Consider the following 15309-nt stretch of genomic DNA (forward strand, 5'->3'; position numbering starts at 1 on the left):
AAGCAGGCGGCGTCCAGGACGTCGTGGCCGCGACAGGCCCCGCCCCCTGCCCCGACCCGTTCTTCGAACGGTCGTAGACGACAGCACCGGCAGTGGCGGTGAGGTTCTGGCCGTCTTGGCCGCCTTTCACGGTCTCGGTGCCGTTGGTGTCACCGTCTCCGTAATTGGCGAACGCCTGCGCAGGGCACAGGAGCAGAATCCCGGCGGTGAAGGCGACAACCGCCGGGCCTCCGAAAGTTCGGTAGGTCAGGGCTGGCATACGGAACTCCCCCGCTCTGATGTCAGCGTCTCCGTGATCCAGATGCCGCTCTTGTTGGCCCGCAGTCGGCTGCTGTAGAGGACGTAGCTGTCCTTCGATGCCGGGGTCACGTTGGTCTTGCCGGTCGTGAGGCTCTTGTCGTACGCCTTGCTCTGGTCCTCGCAGTAGACGAGGCCGGCCGTTCCGTTGCTGTTGACGTTCACCTTGGCGGAAAAGTACCGCTTGGCCCCGGTGATGCGGCCCTCGCGGTCCACGAAGCCCTGGATGAACTTCTCGCTCCCGGCTGCTGCGTCGCCCTCGGAGTAGTAGAGGTACGCCTTGTGCAACGGGTCCTGCTCGGCAATTGCCATGTCCACGGCCTTGATGAACTGCTCGCTGTCGGCAAGGACCGCGTCCTTCTTCGCGTCACCCGTCTTGGGCCACTCGAACGTGTACGTCAGATCCGACGGCAGCTCGATCTTCGGCCGGCCGGCGGAGGCCGGCGAGGCCGACGCGGACGCTGTCGGCGATGCCGGGGTCTTGCTCCCGGTGTCGGCGCCGGCGATCTTGTCGTTGTCCTTCGGTCCGCTGTCGTCGCCGCCACAGGCGGTCAGCAGCAAGGCCGCGGACGCGACGAGCGCGGCGGCAACGGGCAAAGAGCGGCGCTTCACAGTGAACTCCCCGTGAGACAGATGTGCTAGCAAAATCAAGACGGTATCGGTGGGGCCGCTGGTTCCGCCAGGCAACCAAGGTTGCACTGTGGCAACGGCAAAGGGCGTTCGCCGTACGCGCCCCCTAGGCTCGACGCTCAGGGCTGACACCTGGCAGTTCCACCCATGGAGATGATCTTCACATCCCCTGCTGTCTCACCACATGACCCACGCCGCTTCTGATCCGTTCCGAACCCGTTCCCAACTTCCCGTCGAATGTCTGTGCCCAGTATGTTCGCGTGTGCGTACGACTGTTGTCGTTGATGTTCGGGTGACGGGGGCTGCGGGATGGCGGGGTATCGGCCGGTGGACTGGCATGTGCTGGACCTGGACAAGGACCCGACTCTTTGAGCTTCCGTGATGGTCGCCGCAGCCGGTGAGCTACCCGCTGGGGCCTGCATGGCCCCGCACCCCTCCCCGTATGACGGCCCCACACGGGCATAACAGGCGCACCCAGTAGAGGGGTGGAGGTTCAGCGATGTATGACTGGCCAGCTACCTCCTTGCCCGAGGACATGGTGCTGATCTGCACCGATCCGCAGAGCGCTGTCGTGAAGCGCACGCAGCTCAATTCGCGGGTCCTCGCCGGTGCGGTACTCCTCGAACTGGTGCAGCGCAGCGCCATCACCGTGGACGCGAAACGGATCACCGGCGTTTGGCCGTTGCCGCTGGGCGATCCGTTCGCGGAAGCCATACTGGCCGATATCAACCGCGCGCGGCCGAGCCGCTCGTCGCTTCGGCTGTCACGTTGGGTGGACAAAGCCTCCAGGAAGGTCGACCGGGCCTATCTGGACAGGCTCACCGCACGCGGCTTGCTGTACGCCCGGCCCCGGCGCCTCCTGGGTGTCTTCCCGTCCACCACGTGGACCGCCGTGAATCCCGCTTGGTTCGTCCACCTGACCGCGCGCGTCGACCACGCGGTGCGGCCGGAGGCCTACGGCCCGCCGACGACCAGCGATCTGTACCTCACGGCTCTGGTCGGGGTCACACTGAGCCGGCGCCTGTATCCGGGCTGGGACAACCGTCCACTCCGCCGCCGGATCAGCGATCCCAGCCACGTCAACCCGATCGTCAACGCCGTCGAGCAGGTGCTGGCGGCGGACGCCAGGAGACGTTCCGACGACTGAGCGAGTCGAAAGGCATTGGCATCCGGGCAGAGGACCGACCGGGCATGAACCGCTCACGCCCGCTCATGCCCCGCTCACACCATGGCGGAGGCTGTGATTCCGGAGATGGAGATTGCGCGGGAACCTGTCGGAGGTGTGAAGGATCCGGGCGGACCTGCCCTCGAAAGGTGCATCGCCTTCGTCGACCACTCCCCGTCAACTACCCTCCCCGCCACCCGACTTGTGGCATATTCGCCTCACTCTGTGTCGATCAAGCTCCACCTTCCGTTAGTTGATCTAGAAGATTCGGTGTTGAGCGGGCCATGCCGTGGATAAGGTGCTGATGCAAGAGGACGTCACAGAGGCGATCTGAGGCGGTGGCCGACTACCCCGCCGCAGTGAACGGGGTGGTGTGCAGCGTGCCGACCGCGATAGCCGTCACCAGTTCCGACCTGGTGCTCCCAGCGCATGACCGGCAGACCCCGCCCGCCGCCGTACCGTCACTCGACAGTCTCGACGGCGCACTCATGGGGATGCACACGCTCGTCGAACAGCACGGGTACGTCATCGCCCTGTACCCGGCGTCCACCGACCCGGCCGTCACCCGGCGCTTGCACTCCGCGCGTTCCGTCCTGGAGAGCGACCGTATCGCGCTGCTCGCCGTCGACCTGCCGCCCCTCGGACTCGCCCTGCTCGCCCAGCAGTTGAGGCAGCTGTCCATGTGCGACTTCAGCCCCGGCGTGCTCGCCTCATCCGCCCGGCTGCTCGCCCACTACATCTACGCCGGCGCCCACCTCGGCTCCGTCGCCAAGCTCGACCGGGTGCCCGTCTCCCTCAAGTCGCACGCCAAGTCCTGGGTGCCGGGCGCCCAGTTCGCCGTACTGGCCAATCCGCGAGCCCAGCTCGTACGGGTGGGCCAGGAGGAGCTGGCCGGGCCCGAGTTCGGGACGCGGCTGCTTGTCGCGCAGGGCCAGGCGCCCTCCGACTGGGTCACCGCGACCCTCGCACCTGCCTGGCGTGTGCAGGGAGTCGCCCCCGTTCCGCTGCCCGCGGAGTCCGCGCGCTGGTGGGGGACCGGGAAGATCGTCGAGTTCGCGGCGGGGCTGTACGACGTCTCCGTGCTCTACCAACTGGTCTCCTCCGTACGCCGGGAGGAGTGCCACTGGTGCGGTCTCGAACTCATCGGGGACCGCTGCGGTTTCTGCTCCGCCCCACTCGCCTCGCGTTCGGAGCTTCCCGTGGCCCTCGGGCGGGCAGGAACCCCGGCAGGAGCATCAGGGACATCAGTACGAGCACTGCCCCGAGGTACGACCTAAGAGATGTACGAGACGTACGAGACGTGAGAGACGCAAGAGACGTAAGAGACGTATCCGTCCCCATCCCCCCATCGAGGTTGTCCGAGTCATGAACTCCCGCCAGCGCCGCGGCGTGATCCTGCTGGTCCTCTCGACCCTGTGCGCCATCGGTGCTTTCGTCGGAGTGCTCTCGGTGATCCGCGACGTGAACTCCAAGGTCGGCCCGGAGGTGACTGCGTACCGCCTCAAGAGCGACATCGCGCCCTACAAGGAGCTCACGGCCGACCAGTTCGAGAAGATCTCCATGCCGAAGCGGTGGCTGTCGCAGACCGCGGTCACGCGCGTCGCCCAGATCCGCGGCAAGGTCGCGGTGACCCGGCTGGAGAAAGGCTCCCTGCTACAGACCGACATGATCGTCAACCGGCCCGAACTGGCCGCCGGTGAGCAGGAGATCGCGATCATGATCGACGCGTCGACCGGTGTGGCCGGAAAGATCAACCCGGGTTCGCTCGTCAACATCTACGCCACCTTCGAGTCCAAGGACAGCGAGAAGGGCGTCGACGAGGCCAAACTCCTCGTCACGAACGCGCGCGTCATCGACGTCGGCAAACTCACCGCCCTCGAACCGGGACAGTCGAGCAACGACCGCCGGCGTACGGCGACGGAGGCCGTCCCGATCACCTTCGCGCTCAAGACGCCGGACGCCCAACGCGTCGCGTACGCCGAGTCGTTCGCCGAACACGTCCGGCTGTCCCTGGTTGCGGGCGGCGAACTGACGGCTGTCCCCGGCGCCGCCGACCGTACGTACACCCTCGGCAAGGACAAGTAGGAGACCGGCCATGACGTCCGTACGTACGAAGCCGCAGCCGCAGGCGTGCCTGTCGAGGCCGTGCCCGGCGAGGGCGTGTCACCGATGACCATCCGCATCCTCCCCGCCACCGCCGACATCGAGTCCGCCCGCGCCCTGAGCACCCTCCTCAGCCGCCTCCCCGACGCCGAACCCGCCCCGCCCGTCGCCGACTCGACCGCGCTGCTCGACACGTTGGCCAGGCTCGCCGCCGACTCCCTCGACGAGCTGCCCGAAGTCGTCCTCGTGCACGAGCGGATAGGGCCCGTCCCGGCCCTCGACCTCGTACGCGACCTGGTGATGCGCTTCCCCGCGGTCGGCGTCGTCCTCATCACCGCCGACCCCAGCACCGGCGTCCTCACCGCCGCCATGGACTCCGGCGCCCGTGGCATCGTCCAACTACCCCTCACCTATGAGGCTTTGGCCGAGCGAGTGCAGGCGGCGGCGGCCTGGTCGTCGGGTATGCGGCGCCATCTGGGCAGCAACGCACCGGAGTTGTACTCAGGACCGGGCGGTACGGTCGTCACCGTGACCGGCGCCAAGGGCGGCGTCGGCGCCACCGTCACGGCCGTCCAACTCGCCCTCGCCGCAAGGGCGTCGGGCCATACCGTCGCCCTCCTCGACCTGGACCTCCAGTCGGGGGACGTGGCCTCCTACCTGGACGTCCAGTTCCGCAGGTCGATCGCCGACCTGGCCGCCATCACGGACATCAACCCGCGCGTCCTCCAGGACGCCGTCTTCACCCACGACACCGGCATCGGCCTGCTCCTCGCCCCCGCCGAGGGCGAACGCGGCGAGGAGGTCACCGACAGGGTGACCCGCCAGGTCGTCGCGGCCCTGCGCTCCCGCCACGACATCGTGGTCGTCGACTGCGGCGCCCGGATGGACTCGGCCACGGCGGCGGCCGTCGAGATGGCCGACCACGCCCTGCTCCTCGTCACCCCGGACGTCGTCGCCGTACGCGCCGCCAAACGCATGGTCCGCCTCTGGGACCGCCTCCAGATCCGCAAGGCCGAGGAGACCCTGACGGTCGTCAACCGGCAGTCCAAGGGTACGGAGATCCAGCCCGCCCTCGTCGAGAAGGTCACCGGCACCAAGGTCGCCCGCTCCTCGATTCCCGCCGCCTTCAAGGAACTTCAGGGCGTTGTGGACGCGGGACGACTCCAGGACCTGGACGCCCGGTCGACGGTCAAGCAGGCGTTGTGGGCGCTGGCGGGGGAGTTGGGACTGGTCGTCGCCCACGAGGGCGGCGGCGGCAAACGACGTAAGTCGTCGTCCACCGACCGGGGCTCACTGACACTGCGCCGACGAGCGGAGAGAGGCGGCGACCGAGGGGCCGTGACCCTCGAATTCGCGGGCATGTTCCCGCTGTTGCTCGTCGTGATGAGCATCCTGTGGCAGTGCGTGCTGTACGGCTACACGTACTCGTTGGCCGGCAACGCGGCGGACGAGGCGGCTCGCGCGGCCACAGCGGCGTACGCCCTCGACGCCGGCGGCTACGAGGGGGCCTGCGAGAGCGCGGGCGGCGAGCACCTCCCCGGAGCCTGGAACGGCGCCGAGATCAACTGCGGTACCGAAGGTGAAGTCATGAAAGCCTCCGTCAGGGCCCAAGTACCGCTGTTCTTCCCGGGGTTCGACGTCAACTGGACGGTGAACGGTGAGGCGGGCGCTGCGCTGGAGGGGGACGAGCACTGATGAGGAGTCTTCGGGACCGTCTTGCGAGCCGCCGCCCGCACCTGGGCATGCTCGGCGGCCGGCGCGACCGTGGTTCCTCCATCCTGGAGTTCACGGGTTTCCTCCCGATCCTCCTCCTCATCGGCCTGGGCTGCATCCAGCTCGGGCTGGTCGGCTACGGCCTCAGCCAGGCCGGGTCGGGGGCGCGGGCGGCAGCCCGGGCCACCTCCCTCACCGGCGACGGGGGAGCCGGGGAAGCGGCAGGCGTCGCCTCCGTCAGCGACTGGCTCGACCCACAGGTGGACGCACCGCTGGGCGCGGGCGACACGACGACCGCCCGCGTGGTCGTCCATGTCCCCGCGATCATCCCGCTCTTCGGCGACTTCGACCTGGACGCGACTGCCACCATGCCCAACGACGACGATGGCTGACCGGACAACGACGATGGCTGACCGCACACCGAAGCCGGCTGACCCACAGAAGTCACAACCTGACTTGACTTGACTTGACTTGACTGGAGAGGAGTTGAGACCGAGACCATGAGCCTGCGCTCCCGCATAGCCTCCGCCGACGACAACGGCAACGGAACCGCGCGCGAGGACGGCCACCTCGTCGCCGTCTACCGTGCCAAGCTCCTCGAAGAGATCGACCTCGCGGAGATGTCCAGCCTCGCGGCAGCCGAACGCCGCGTCCGCCTGGAACGCGTCCTCGGCCACATCATCAGCCGCGAGGGCCCGGTCCTCTCCTCCGCCGAACGCTCCCAGCTCATCAGGCGGGTGGTCGACGAAGCCCTCGGTCTGGGCGTCCTCGAACCGCTCCTCGCCGACGCGTCGATCACCGAGATCATGGTCAACGGCCCGGACTCGATCTTCGTGGAACGAGCGGGCCGCGTCGAACAGCTCCCCATGCGCTTCGCGTCGAGCGAGCAGTTGATGCAGACCATCGAACGGATCGTCTCGACGGTCAACAGGCGTGTGGACGAGTCGAATCCGATGGTCGACGCCCGCCTGCCCACCGGCGAACGTGTCAACGTCATCATCCCGCCGCTCTCCCTCACCGGCCCGACGCTCACGATCCGCCGCTTCCCCCGCGCCTACACGCTCCCCGAACTGATCGGCCTCGGCTCCCTCGACGAGCAGATGCTGATGCTCCTCGCCGCCTTCGTCCGGGCCCGGTTCAACGTCATCGTCAGCGGCGGTACGGGCACCGGCAAGACCACGCTCCTCAACGCCCTGTCCGGCCTGGTCCCCTCCCACGAACGCATCATCACCATCGAGGACTCGGCCGAACTCCAGCTCCAGCAGGAGCATGTGATCCGCCTCGAATCCCGCCCGCCGAACGTGGAGGGCAAGGGCCAGATCACCATCCGCGACCTGGTCCGCAACAGCCTGCGTATGCGCCCCGACCGCATCATCGTCGGCGAGGTCCGAGGGGGCGAGACCCTCGACATGCTCCAGGCGATGTCCACGGGCCACGACGGTTCCCTGGCTACCGTCCACGCCAACTCGGCGGAGGACGCGCTGATGCGCCTGCAGACCCTCGGCTCGATGTCCGAAGTCATGATCCCCTTCGAGGCGTTGAAGGACCAGATCAACTCGGCGGTGGACGTGGTGGTCCAGTTGGCCCGCCACGCGGACGGCTCCCGCCGCATCGCGGAGATCGCCCTGCTCATCTCCCACGGCCGCGAACAGTTCCGCATCGTGACCGTCTCCCGCTACGTCTCCCGCCCGACCGGCCCCGACCGCGTGCCCCAGGGCTACTTCGAACACCTGCCGCTGCCCCGCCCGGTCGCCGAGAAGCTGTACATGGCGAACGAATCGCTGCCCCCGGCGTTCGGCGTGGCCGAGGTGCTCGACGTACTGGACGCGAGGCAGGCGATCAGATGAACACGCGAACGACTACAAGAACCATGACTGCAAGAACCCTGACGAGTGCGACTACCAGCACGAGGCCGACTGTGCGGAGCGAGAAGCCATGAACAACTCGGTCCCGCTGGCGTTGGGTGCCACCATGCTGTGCTGCACCCTCGCCGTCGCGGGCGTGCACACGTACGCCACCGGCCGCGCCCAGCGCCGAGCGCTCGAGGACCGCCTCTCCGGCGGCGGTGCGCTGCGCATGGCGTCCGGCCGCGTACGCAGGTTCGCCGCCGTCGACCGCCGACTGCGCCGCACCCGTCTGGGCCGCACGATCCACCTCCGCCTCTCGGCGACCGGACTGGACCTGACAGCGGGCGAGTTCTTCACGTACGTCACCGGTGTCGGCGTCGCACTGTGGCTGCTGGCAGCCGCCGTACTGGCCCCCTTCTTCGGCCCGATCGCCGCGCTGGTGACGATCTGGGGCGCGGCGATCTTCCTCAACTGGCAGCGCCAGAAACGCATCGAGGCATTCATCAACCAACTCCCGGACGTGGCACGCCTGCTGGCCAACGCCACGGCGGCCGGACTCGCCCTGCGTACGTCACTGGCGATGGCGGCGGAGGAGCTGGAGGCCCCGGCGGGCGAGGAACTGGCCCGGGTGGCCGACCAGTTGAGCCTTGGCCGGACGGTCGACGACACGTTGGGCGAACTGGCCGAACGCCTCCCGTCCCGCGAACTCGTCGTACTCGTCACCACGTTGGTGCTGGCCAACAAGGCGGGCGGCTCAGTGGTCAGCTCGCTGCGCAACCTCACCCAGACCCTCGAGGACCGCAAGGAGACGCGCCGCGAGGTCCGCACGATGCTGTCGGAGGTCAACGCGACTGCCTTCACGGTCCCTTGCCTGGGCCTCGGCTCCCTCCTCCTCATCAACTCCTCGAACGAGGGCGCGCTGGAGAAGGTGACCGGCTCCGCCTTGGGGCAGGGCCTGATCCTCCTCTCCCTGGGCCTGTACACGGTCGGCTTCTTCGTCATCCGCCGCCTCGGCAAGATCGAAGTCTGAGGGGAGTGAGTGACCGGATGCTGCCACTGCTGCTGGCCTTGTTGATGGCGATCGCCGTCGCGGGCGCCCTGCTGGGCATCCGCATGATCCGGGCCGACGCCAAACTCCCCGCCGACCTGCTCCTCGCCCTGGAGGTGGGCGGCAGCCGCGTCTCGAAGGCCGGCTCGGCGGTGGACCGCATGGGCGTGCGCTTCGCACCCCTCGTCCTGCGCCTGATGGGCCCCGCCAGGGTCGACGCGAAACGCCTGCGCATCGACATGGCGGGCAACCCCGGCGGCCTGACCATCACCCGCTACGCGGCCCGCCGCGCGGTGTACGTCACCTTCGGGGTCCTGCTGGGCCTGATCTTCCTCCAGAACGGCCAACTACTCCTCGCTGTCGTCACGTTCGCGTTCGGAGTGACGGCGGCGGACGTGGCGATCTGGCAGGCGGTACGGGAACGCAAGGACGTCATCGACCGCACGCTCCCCGACTTCCTGGACGTGCTCGCGGTCGTGGTCTCGGCGGGCCTGGGCTTTCGCCAGGCCCTGGACCGGGTGGCGGAGAAGTACGAGGGCCCGTGGGCGGACGAACTCCGCATCACCCTCCGCCAGATGGACATGGGCGTCAGCCGCCGCCAGGCCTTCGACCAGCTCCGCAGGCGCAACTCCAGTGAGCAGGTGGCCCAGTTCGTGTCGGCGCTCCAACAGGGCGAGGAGCTCGGTTCCCCGATCGCCGAGACCCTGATCCAGATCGCCGCGGACATGCGCCGTACGGACGCCCAGGAATCCCGCCGCCGCGCCGCGAAGACGATCCCCAAGGCAACTCTCGTCACCCTGGTGTTCATGCTCCCGGCGACGATGATCCTCATCGCGACGGGAATGTTCCTCGGCTCGGGTACGAACTTCGGCTCGATTCTGGGACGTTGAGGACGGTGGGATCCATGCGGACATGGCGCCGTGAGGTACAGAACCGGAACCGCAACCGGGGCTGGGGCCGGGTGCGGGGCTACGACCCGACCGCCGGCTACCTGGCCGACGACGCCCCGGCCCCCGCCACCGTCCGCCTCCAACTGAACGCCCTGCAGGCCCTGTGCCGCCAGGCGTTCGCGGTACGCATGACGATGATCGCCCTCGGCACCCCCTTCGCGATGACCAACACGGCGCAGGGCGCCCCGCGTTACGTGGTCCTCGCGGCGGCGGTCCTGGCCGTCACCGCCTCGTACGCCATGTACCGCGACTGGGACCGGCTGGCCCCGCGCCTCCTGGCCCACCCCACCCTCATGGCGGCGGACCTGACGTTCGCGGCGATACTCCTCCTGACCGCGTCACCCGCCTCCCCCCTCGCCTACGCCACGGTGTGCACTCCTCTCCTCGCCGGCCTCCTCTACGGCTGGCAGGGCTCGGGCGTCTTCACGGGGCTGCAGCTGGTGGTGCTCCTCACGGTCTACCGAGCCTGGGCACAGCACCCGGGCACAGGCACCAGCACCCTCCTCATAGCGGGCTTCTGCATCGGCGCCGGCATCATCGGCGTCACACTGCGCAACCTGATGTTCCGCTTCGGTACGGCGAGCGAGGCACTGGCGGAGGCGAACTCCCGGCTGGCGGTGGCGGAGGCGGTGGAGTCCGAACGGGCGCGCCTGGCAAGGGAGATGCACGACTCGGTCACCAAGACCCTGCACGGCCTGGCGCTGGCGGCGGACGCCCTCGCCTCGTCGGCGGCCGCCGGTACGAACCCCGACCCGGACTCGGTACGGCGCCACGCGGCGCTGGTGGCCTCGGCGGCGCGCCGAGCGGCGGCGGAGTCCCGCGACCTCCTCACCGACCTGCGCCACCACACGGACCTGAGGACACCGGACGTGGATCTGATCGCCGAACTGACGCAGAAGGCAGCGGAGTTCGAGCAGAGCGCGGCAATCCGTACGCATCTGAAGACGGGCACCGCGAGGATCGACGCCCTCCCGCACCGGACGGCACACCACCTCCTGGCGATCGTCTCGGAGGCCCTGGAGAACACGCGCAGGCACGCGAACGCCACGCGGGTGACCCTGGAGGCGGAGCCAACGGGAGACGGCCTGACGCTCCGCATCAGGGACGACGGAGTGGGCATCCCCGACCCACTGAACCTCGAAGAGACCACCAGATCAGGCCACTTCGGCGTCCTGGGCATGGTGGAACGGGCGAGGTCGCTGGGTGCGGTGATTCACCTGGGCCGACAGGATGAAGGGGGCACGGAGATCCGAGTCGACGTGAGGCTCCCCGGACTCGATTACGTCCCCCGGCCCCGGAAGGAGGTCGCGCCGTATGCCCGGAGATGAACGGCCGGAGCCGCTGCGGGTGTTGGTGGCGGACGACAACCCGGTGGTACGGGCAGGCCTGACGGCACTGCTGGGCGGCCACCCGGACATCGACGTGGTGGCGGAGGCGTCGAACGGCACCGAGGCGGTGTCGGCCGCGGAACGCGTACACCCTGACGTGGTGCTGCTCGACGTACGCATGCCCGGCACGGACGGCCTCACCGCCCTTCCCCAACTCGCGCTACTGGCCCCGGTGATGATGCTGACGTACAGCAGCCAGCCGGAGATCGTGAAAGAGGCGCTGCACAGAGGAGCCTCGGCCTACCTGGTCCACGGAGGCTTCACGGCGGAGGAGCTGACGGAGGCGGTACGGGCGGTGGGAAGGGGAGCGGGGTCCGCTCCCGCCCCTGCCTCTGTCCCCGTCCCCGTCCCCGCCCACGACCCTCTCCCCGCCCACGACTCTGTCCCGGATTCGCTCGGCGTTTCCTACGAACCGAAGGAAAGCACTTCGCACCTGCAACCAGTTATGGCACTCTTGCGCCAGACGCTGCCGACCCGGCTCGACCATGCGCCACCACTTGCCGTCCACGTCCGCAACCGACCGGACTTCGGCCTGAGTTCAAGGGAGGTGGAGGTCATGGATCTCATCGCAGCCGGGGTGAACAACCAGCAAATCGCCGCCACCTGTTTCATCAGCGAGAAGACGGTCAAGAACCACATCAACCGCATCTTCGCAAAGCTGCACAGTACGACACGGAGCGAAGCGATCGCCCGGTGGCTGGGTACGGCTCGGGAGGGGTGGGAGTGATGGGGCTTGCTGGGGAGGGAAGTTGGGCCCACGGGCCCACGCGGAGTAGGCGGGTTCTCACCTACCGTGTCGAGGTCGCTATTGGTGTCGGGTGGGAAGGCGCAAGCCATGCTGCAGGTCAACAGGTGGGCGCGGACCGTTGTCTCCCGGATGCGGGGGAAGGGGCGGGACGCGGGGGCAGGGTTCGTGGAGTATGCGGGCCTCATGATCATCATCGCGGGGATCTTCACGCTGATCGACGGGTTGGGGTTGGACGGGTTGATCTCGGCAGCGATCCTGAGAGCCGTGAACAACGTCATTGGGAACTAAGGCTCCCAGGGGTACGCGAGGACCGAGGCCAGACGCTTCCCATCTACATCTGGCTGACGGGGATTCTGCTCTTCGCCGCCGTGGCATTCTTCGTCTTCGCTCAAGCAGCGTCCGTCCGCAATGGAGCTCAATCAGCGGCGGACGCTGCCGCGTTGGCGGCGGCACAAGACGCTCGCGACGAACTGGTGGAAACCCTGACGGGTGCGATCGGGCAGGGCGACGACTGGCTCGACTGGCTGAACGGCCAGAACCCACCGGGTGCCGGGGCCACCGCGGCCGCACAGACGTTGGCCGCCGAAAACGACGCAACTGTCCAGGGCGGAGCCGAACCTGTCGTGCGGGACGGCCACCCCGGGTTTCGTGTCGCCGTGAAGACCACGAACACGGTCGGTGCGTCGATCATCCCGGGCACGGAGAGCATGCACGCCAGGGCCCATGCCGTCGCCATCATCCAGCCCCGCTGTGAATTCGACCCGGCCGCGGATCCCACGAAGCCGATCGCGCTGGACTGCGACGGCCAGACCGTGGACATCGACCCCGTAGATTTCGATCCGGACGACTTCCCCGACGCGTCCGTGCTGTTCTCTGTGCATCTGGCCGAGTGAGAGGAAGCCGTACCGATGGATTTCCGGCATACCAAGAAGAGCCGCAGGGCGCTGTCGACAGTGGCGATCACGGCCGGGCTGCTTGTCGCGGTGGCCGGCTGCGGCGGGGGAGGCGATGACGGCAAGGCGTCGAGCACGGGTTCCTCGTCCACCCCGACTCCCAAGGAGCAGGGAGATGCCGACAAGAAGGAGTCCGCGACTCCCGCCGCGGACACCGTGCTGGCCGAGGTGAAGGCCGGAGGCTTGACGCTCCAGGTGACGTCGGCTGCCCGCGACGCAGGCGGCTTCGTCACCGTCGAAGGCAAGGTGACCAACGGCACCGGTGTCCCGTGGGTCGGGGCGGATTGGCGCGGTGACGAGAACGAACTCGTGAAGAACGGTGGGTCGATCGCGGGCGCGAGTCTCGTCGACCCCACTGGCAAGAAGAAGTACCTCGTCCTACGCGATACGGAAGGGCGCTGCTTGTGCACGAGGTTCACCGGAGGCGTCGGAACGGGTGACACCACGGACTGGTTCGCCCAGTTCCCCGCTCCGCCGGAAAGCACGACGAAGATCAACTTCCAGGTCGGCTCCATGCCCCCGGCATCCATCGAGATCTCCGAGGGCGAGTGACAATGACCCGCACTCACCGCCCCACCGCAACCACTCTCACGGCCCTGGCAGTCCTGGCCACCCTCACCCTGACCACCCCCTTGGCCCATGCCGACGACGACCCGAGTGCACCCCCAGGCAGCGTCACGACCTCCCCACCTCCCGAAGTGGACCCCACCAGCCCCGGCCTGAAACTGGCCGACGGCGCCACACTCGCCGCAGTCAAGGTCCTGGACATCAAGTCGGTCGTGGAGGACATGGGCGGCGAGGAACGCCGAGTGGACACGAACGAGACCGTGACGTTCGCGCTCCAGGCGGAAGTCCTGTTCCCGAAGAACAGCTCGAAGCTGAACCCGGAGGCCCGCTCCCGTATCCGGGTGATCGCCGACGAGATAAAGGCACAGAAGGCCACAAACGTCAGGGTCTTCGGCTTCACCGACAACCTCGGCTCGTACGCCCACGGCCTGACCCTCTCGAAGAACCGCGCGGAGGTCGTCCACGACGAACTGGCCGCCGGGCTGGGCGGAGACGTCACCTTCCAGGTACGCGGCTACAGCGAGGACTACCCGATCGCCGACAACACCTCGGAACAGGGCCGCCGGAAGAACCGGCGGGTGGAGGTGACGTTCCAGAAGGGGGAGTAAGGCGACTCCATCCGACTCGCGCCCCGCCGCCGACTCAGGCCGCACCGCACTCAGCCGGCGAGCAAGGCACGTATCCACAACACTTCACCCTGTTCGATGTTGAGCTGAGGATCCACCCACGGTCGTGACATTCGGCGAGCGGGGGGGGTGGGGGGCCGTAGGCCGCCGAAGTTCGAATTTTCCGGTTCGTAGTGCAAGTGTGAAGCGGCCGGCTCGCTGCGTTTTGTAACGGTTACAGGTCAAGTGGGGTACCGGTCGGGCGATTTGGTGGTCTACGTCCCGATGCTTGACAGGTTCCAACCTGGTGTCAGTGGGTGTCGATGGATAGCTTGGTTCGCTCAAGAGAACCCTCGCCCCACCGGGAGTCGACAGTGAACCGCCGCCCCGCGCTGATCGCAGCGCTCGCACTGACCGCCGCCGCGGCTTTGTCGCTGTCCGCATGCGGGAGCGATGACAGCCCCAAGGGCAAGGACAACGACAAGATCGCCGGCGCCGACACCGGGAGCAAGGCCCCGGCATCCCCGACGGCGTCCGCGTCGGCCCCGGCTGCCTCCGCCGGCCGGCCGAAGATCGAGCTGCCCGCGGATCTGACGTACACGTTCGAGTGGCCCAAGACGGGTGACAAGGACAAGGACGCGGTCCTGGCCGACAGCGAGCAGTCCATCAAGGCCGTGGACCTCGCGATCGTCAACCAGAACGCCCTCGACAAGGCCTACCTCTACTACTACGAAGGCGAAGCAGCGGCCGGCACGGAGACGTTCGTCAAAGCGTACGTCGACGCCAAAGCTCGGGTCACTGGCGCCTACCGCTACTACGACGCGACAGTCAACGTCAGCGGGAAGGACAGCGCCTCGCTCGTGTACTGCGAGGACCAGAGCAAGGCATACGACATGTACCTGAGCCCGAAGAAGATCAACAAGACCCCGGCCACGAAGAACAGCTACGTCCTCTACAGCACTCAGATGCACAAGAACAACAAGGGCGTCTGGGCTATCGAGAAGATCGTTTCGCAGAGGGGGAGCGACAAGTGCCAGCCCTGACAACGGGATCGCGTGCACTGATCGCGTCGATAGCGGTCGGTTCGGTTCTGCTGGGCGGCGCCCCGGCCTTCGCCGACAACGAGATCGGTGGCGGAACTTCGGGCCCCCCTCCAGCCACCGGCGCCCACGGTAACGCCTCCGGCGACACCCTCTCCGCCACTGCCGGTGCTGTCGTCTACGACCGTTCGAAGAACGGGTCGGGGCAGGGGGCGGGGCCTGTCGCGGCCACGACGTCCTGGACGCCGCCTGCTT

Annotated in this window: 15 protein-coding genes and 3 pseudogenes; 16 read left to right on the forward strand and 2 right to left on the reverse strand. The window is 68.0% G+C overall.

Features of this window, described 5'->3' with window-relative positions:
* Positions 1–259: pseudogene (locus tag ADL01_RS10580) on the reverse strand (hypothetical protein); the annotation flags it as partial.
* On the reverse strand, positions 247–909 hold the full coding sequence (locus tag ADL01_RS10585) for a hypothetical protein (RefSeq protein ID WP_078960436.1): 663 nt from the start codon (positions 907–909) through the stop codon (positions 247–249). The pseudogene ADL01_RS10580 and the gene ADL01_RS10585, both read right to left, overlap by 13 nt.
* Positions 910–1450: 541 nt before the next feature.
* Between ADL01_RS10585 and ADL01_RS10590 the strand changes: the two genes are divergently transcribed.
* From ADL01_RS10590 to ADL01_RS45980, 16 genes and pseudogenes are all read left to right on the forward strand, one after another.
* A complete protein-coding gene (locus tag ADL01_RS10590) occupies positions 1451–2074 on the forward strand; it encodes a GOLPH3/VPS74 family protein (RefSeq protein WP_159049491.1) in 624 nt (207 codons plus the stop codon).
* A 356-nt stretch (positions 2075–2430) separates the two neighbouring features.
* Complete coding sequence (locus ADL01_RS10595) at positions 2431–3369, forward strand: hypothetical protein (RefSeq protein ID WP_053741680.1); 939 nt, start codon at positions 2431–2433, stop codon at positions 3367–3369.
* A gap of 88 nt (positions 3370–3457) precedes the next feature.
* On the forward strand, positions 3458–4177 hold the full coding sequence (gene cpaB, locus ADL01_RS10600; protein WP_053741681.1) for a Flp pilus assembly protein CpaB: 720 nt from the start codon (positions 3458–3460) through the stop codon (positions 4175–4177).
* A gap of 84 nt (positions 4178–4261) precedes the next feature.
* Positions 4262–5890, forward strand: coding sequence for an AAA family ATPase (locus tag ADL01_RS10605; protein ID WP_053741691.1), 1629 nt, complete (start codon positions 4262–4264; stop codon positions 5888–5890).
* Complete coding sequence (locus tag ADL01_RS10610) at positions 5890–6300, forward strand: TadE/TadG family type IV pilus assembly protein (protein ID WP_234354581.1); 411 nt, start codon at positions 5890–5892, stop codon at positions 6298–6300. Before ADL01_RS10605 ends, ADL01_RS10610 begins: the two co-directional genes overlap by 1 nt.
* A 108-nt stretch (positions 6301–6408) precedes the next feature.
* Entirely contained in the window at positions 6409–7755 is a 1347-nt protein-coding gene (locus ADL01_RS10615; RefSeq protein WP_053741682.1) for a CpaF family protein, read from the forward strand.
* An 88-nt stretch (positions 7756–7843) separates the two neighbouring features.
* The gene (locus ADL01_RS10620) at positions 7844–8785 is read left to right on the forward strand and encodes a type II secretion system F family protein (protein WP_053741683.1); all 942 of its coding nucleotides are present in this window, start codon (positions 7844–7846) and stop codon (positions 8783–8785) included.
* Positions 8786–8802: 17 nt separating this feature from the next.
* On the forward strand, positions 8803–9693 hold the full coding sequence (locus ADL01_RS10625; protein ID WP_107090853.1) for a DUF5936 domain-containing protein: 891 nt from the start codon (positions 8803–8805) through the stop codon (positions 9691–9693).
* A 14-nt stretch (positions 9694–9707) separates the two neighbouring features.
* The gene (locus ADL01_RS10630; protein ID WP_078960439.1) at positions 9708–11081 is read left to right on the forward strand and encodes a sensor histidine kinase; all 1374 of its coding nucleotides are present in this window, start codon (positions 9708–9710) and stop codon (positions 11079–11081) included.
* The gene (locus tag ADL01_RS10635) at positions 11068–11868 is read left to right on the forward strand and encodes a response regulator transcription factor (RefSeq protein WP_053741685.1); all 801 of its coding nucleotides are present in this window, start codon (positions 11068–11070) and stop codon (positions 11866–11868) included. The genes ADL01_RS10630 and ADL01_RS10635 overlap by 14 nt, the downstream gene beginning before the upstream one ends.
* 108 nt (positions 11869–11976) lie before the next feature.
* Positions 11977–12177: a hypothetical protein gene (locus ADL01_RS10640; protein ID WP_053741686.1), complete on the forward strand. Its 201-nt coding sequence runs from the start codon at positions 11977–11979 to the stop codon at positions 12175–12177.
* Between the two features lie 38 nt (positions 12178–12215).
* A pseudogene (locus ADL01_RS10645) lies at positions 12216–12782 on the forward strand (pilus assembly protein TadG-related protein); the annotation flags it as partial.
* Between the two features lie 15 nt (positions 12783–12797).
* The gene (locus tag ADL01_RS10650; RefSeq protein ID WP_053741688.1) at positions 12798–13394 is read left to right on the forward strand and encodes a hypothetical protein; all 597 of its coding nucleotides are present in this window, start codon (positions 12798–12800) and stop codon (positions 13392–13394) included.
* A gap of 2 nt (positions 13395–13396) precedes the next feature.
* Positions 13397–14017 (forward strand): OmpA family protein, encoded by a 621-nt coding sequence (locus tag ADL01_RS10655; protein ID WP_053741689.1) that lies wholly within the window; start codon positions 13397–13399, stop codon positions 14015–14017.
* 371 nt (positions 14018–14388) lie between these two features.
* Positions 14389–15057 carry a hypothetical protein gene (locus ADL01_RS10660; protein ID WP_107090854.1) on the forward strand — a complete coding sequence of 223 codons (669 nt, stop codon included), beginning with the start codon at positions 14389–14391 and terminating at the stop codon, positions 15055–15057.
* Positions 15045–15309 (forward strand): annotated as a pseudogene (locus tag ADL01_RS45980) (hypothetical protein); the annotation flags it as partial. The gene ADL01_RS10660 and the pseudogene ADL01_RS45980, both read left to right, overlap by 13 nt.

The organism is Streptomyces sp. NRRL WC-3618, assembly GCF_001280005.1.
Taxonomy (GTDB): Bacteria; Actinomycetota; Actinomycetes; order Streptomycetales; family Streptomycetaceae; genus Streptomyces.

What these genes read in the sequence shown, in the direction of transcription:
- ADL01_RS10605 (WP_053741691.1), top strand. Translation starts at nt 4,262, where the DNA reads ATGACCATCCGCATCCTCCCCGCCACCGCCGACATCGAGTCCGCCCGC.
- ADL01_RS10655 (WP_053741689.1), top strand. Translation starts at nt 13,397, where the DNA reads ATGACCCGCACTCACCGCCCCACCGCAACCACTCTCACGGCCCTGGCA.
- ADL01_RS10650 (WP_053741688.1), top strand. Translation starts at nt 12,798, where the DNA reads ATGGATTTCCGGCATACCAAGAAGAGCCGCAGGGCGCTGTCGACAGTG.
- ADL01_RS10630 (WP_078960439.1), top strand. Translation starts at nt 9,708, where the DNA reads ATGCGGACATGGCGCCGTGAGGTACAGAACCGGAACCGCAACCGGGGC.
- ADL01_RS10610 (WP_234354581.1), top strand. Translation starts at nt 5,890, where the DNA reads ATGAGGAGTCTTCGGGACCGTCTTGCGAGCCGCCGCCCGCACCTGGGC.
- ADL01_RS10615 (WP_053741682.1), top strand. Translation starts at nt 6,409, where the DNA reads ATGAGCCTGCGCTCCCGCATAGCCTCCGCCGACGACAACGGCAACGGA.
- ADL01_RS10635 (WP_053741685.1), top strand. Translation starts at nt 11,068, where the DNA reads ATGCCCGGAGATGAACGGCCGGAGCCGCTGCGGGTGTTGGTGGCGGAC.
- ADL01_RS10640 (WP_053741686.1), top strand. Translation starts at nt 11,977, where the DNA reads ATGCTGCAGGTCAACAGGTGGGCGCGGACCGTTGTCTCCCGGATGCGG.
- ADL01_RS10625 (WP_107090853.1), top strand. Translation starts at nt 8,803, where the DNA reads ATGCTGCCACTGCTGCTGGCCTTGTTGATGGCGATCGCCGTCGCGGGC.
- ADL01_RS10620 (WP_053741683.1), top strand. Translation starts at nt 7,844, where the DNA reads ATGAACAACTCGGTCCCGCTGGCGTTGGGTGCCACCATGCTGTGCTGC.
- cpaB (WP_053741681.1), top strand. Translation starts at nt 3,458, where the DNA reads ATGAACTCCCGCCAGCGCCGCGGCGTGATCCTGCTGGTCCTCTCGACC.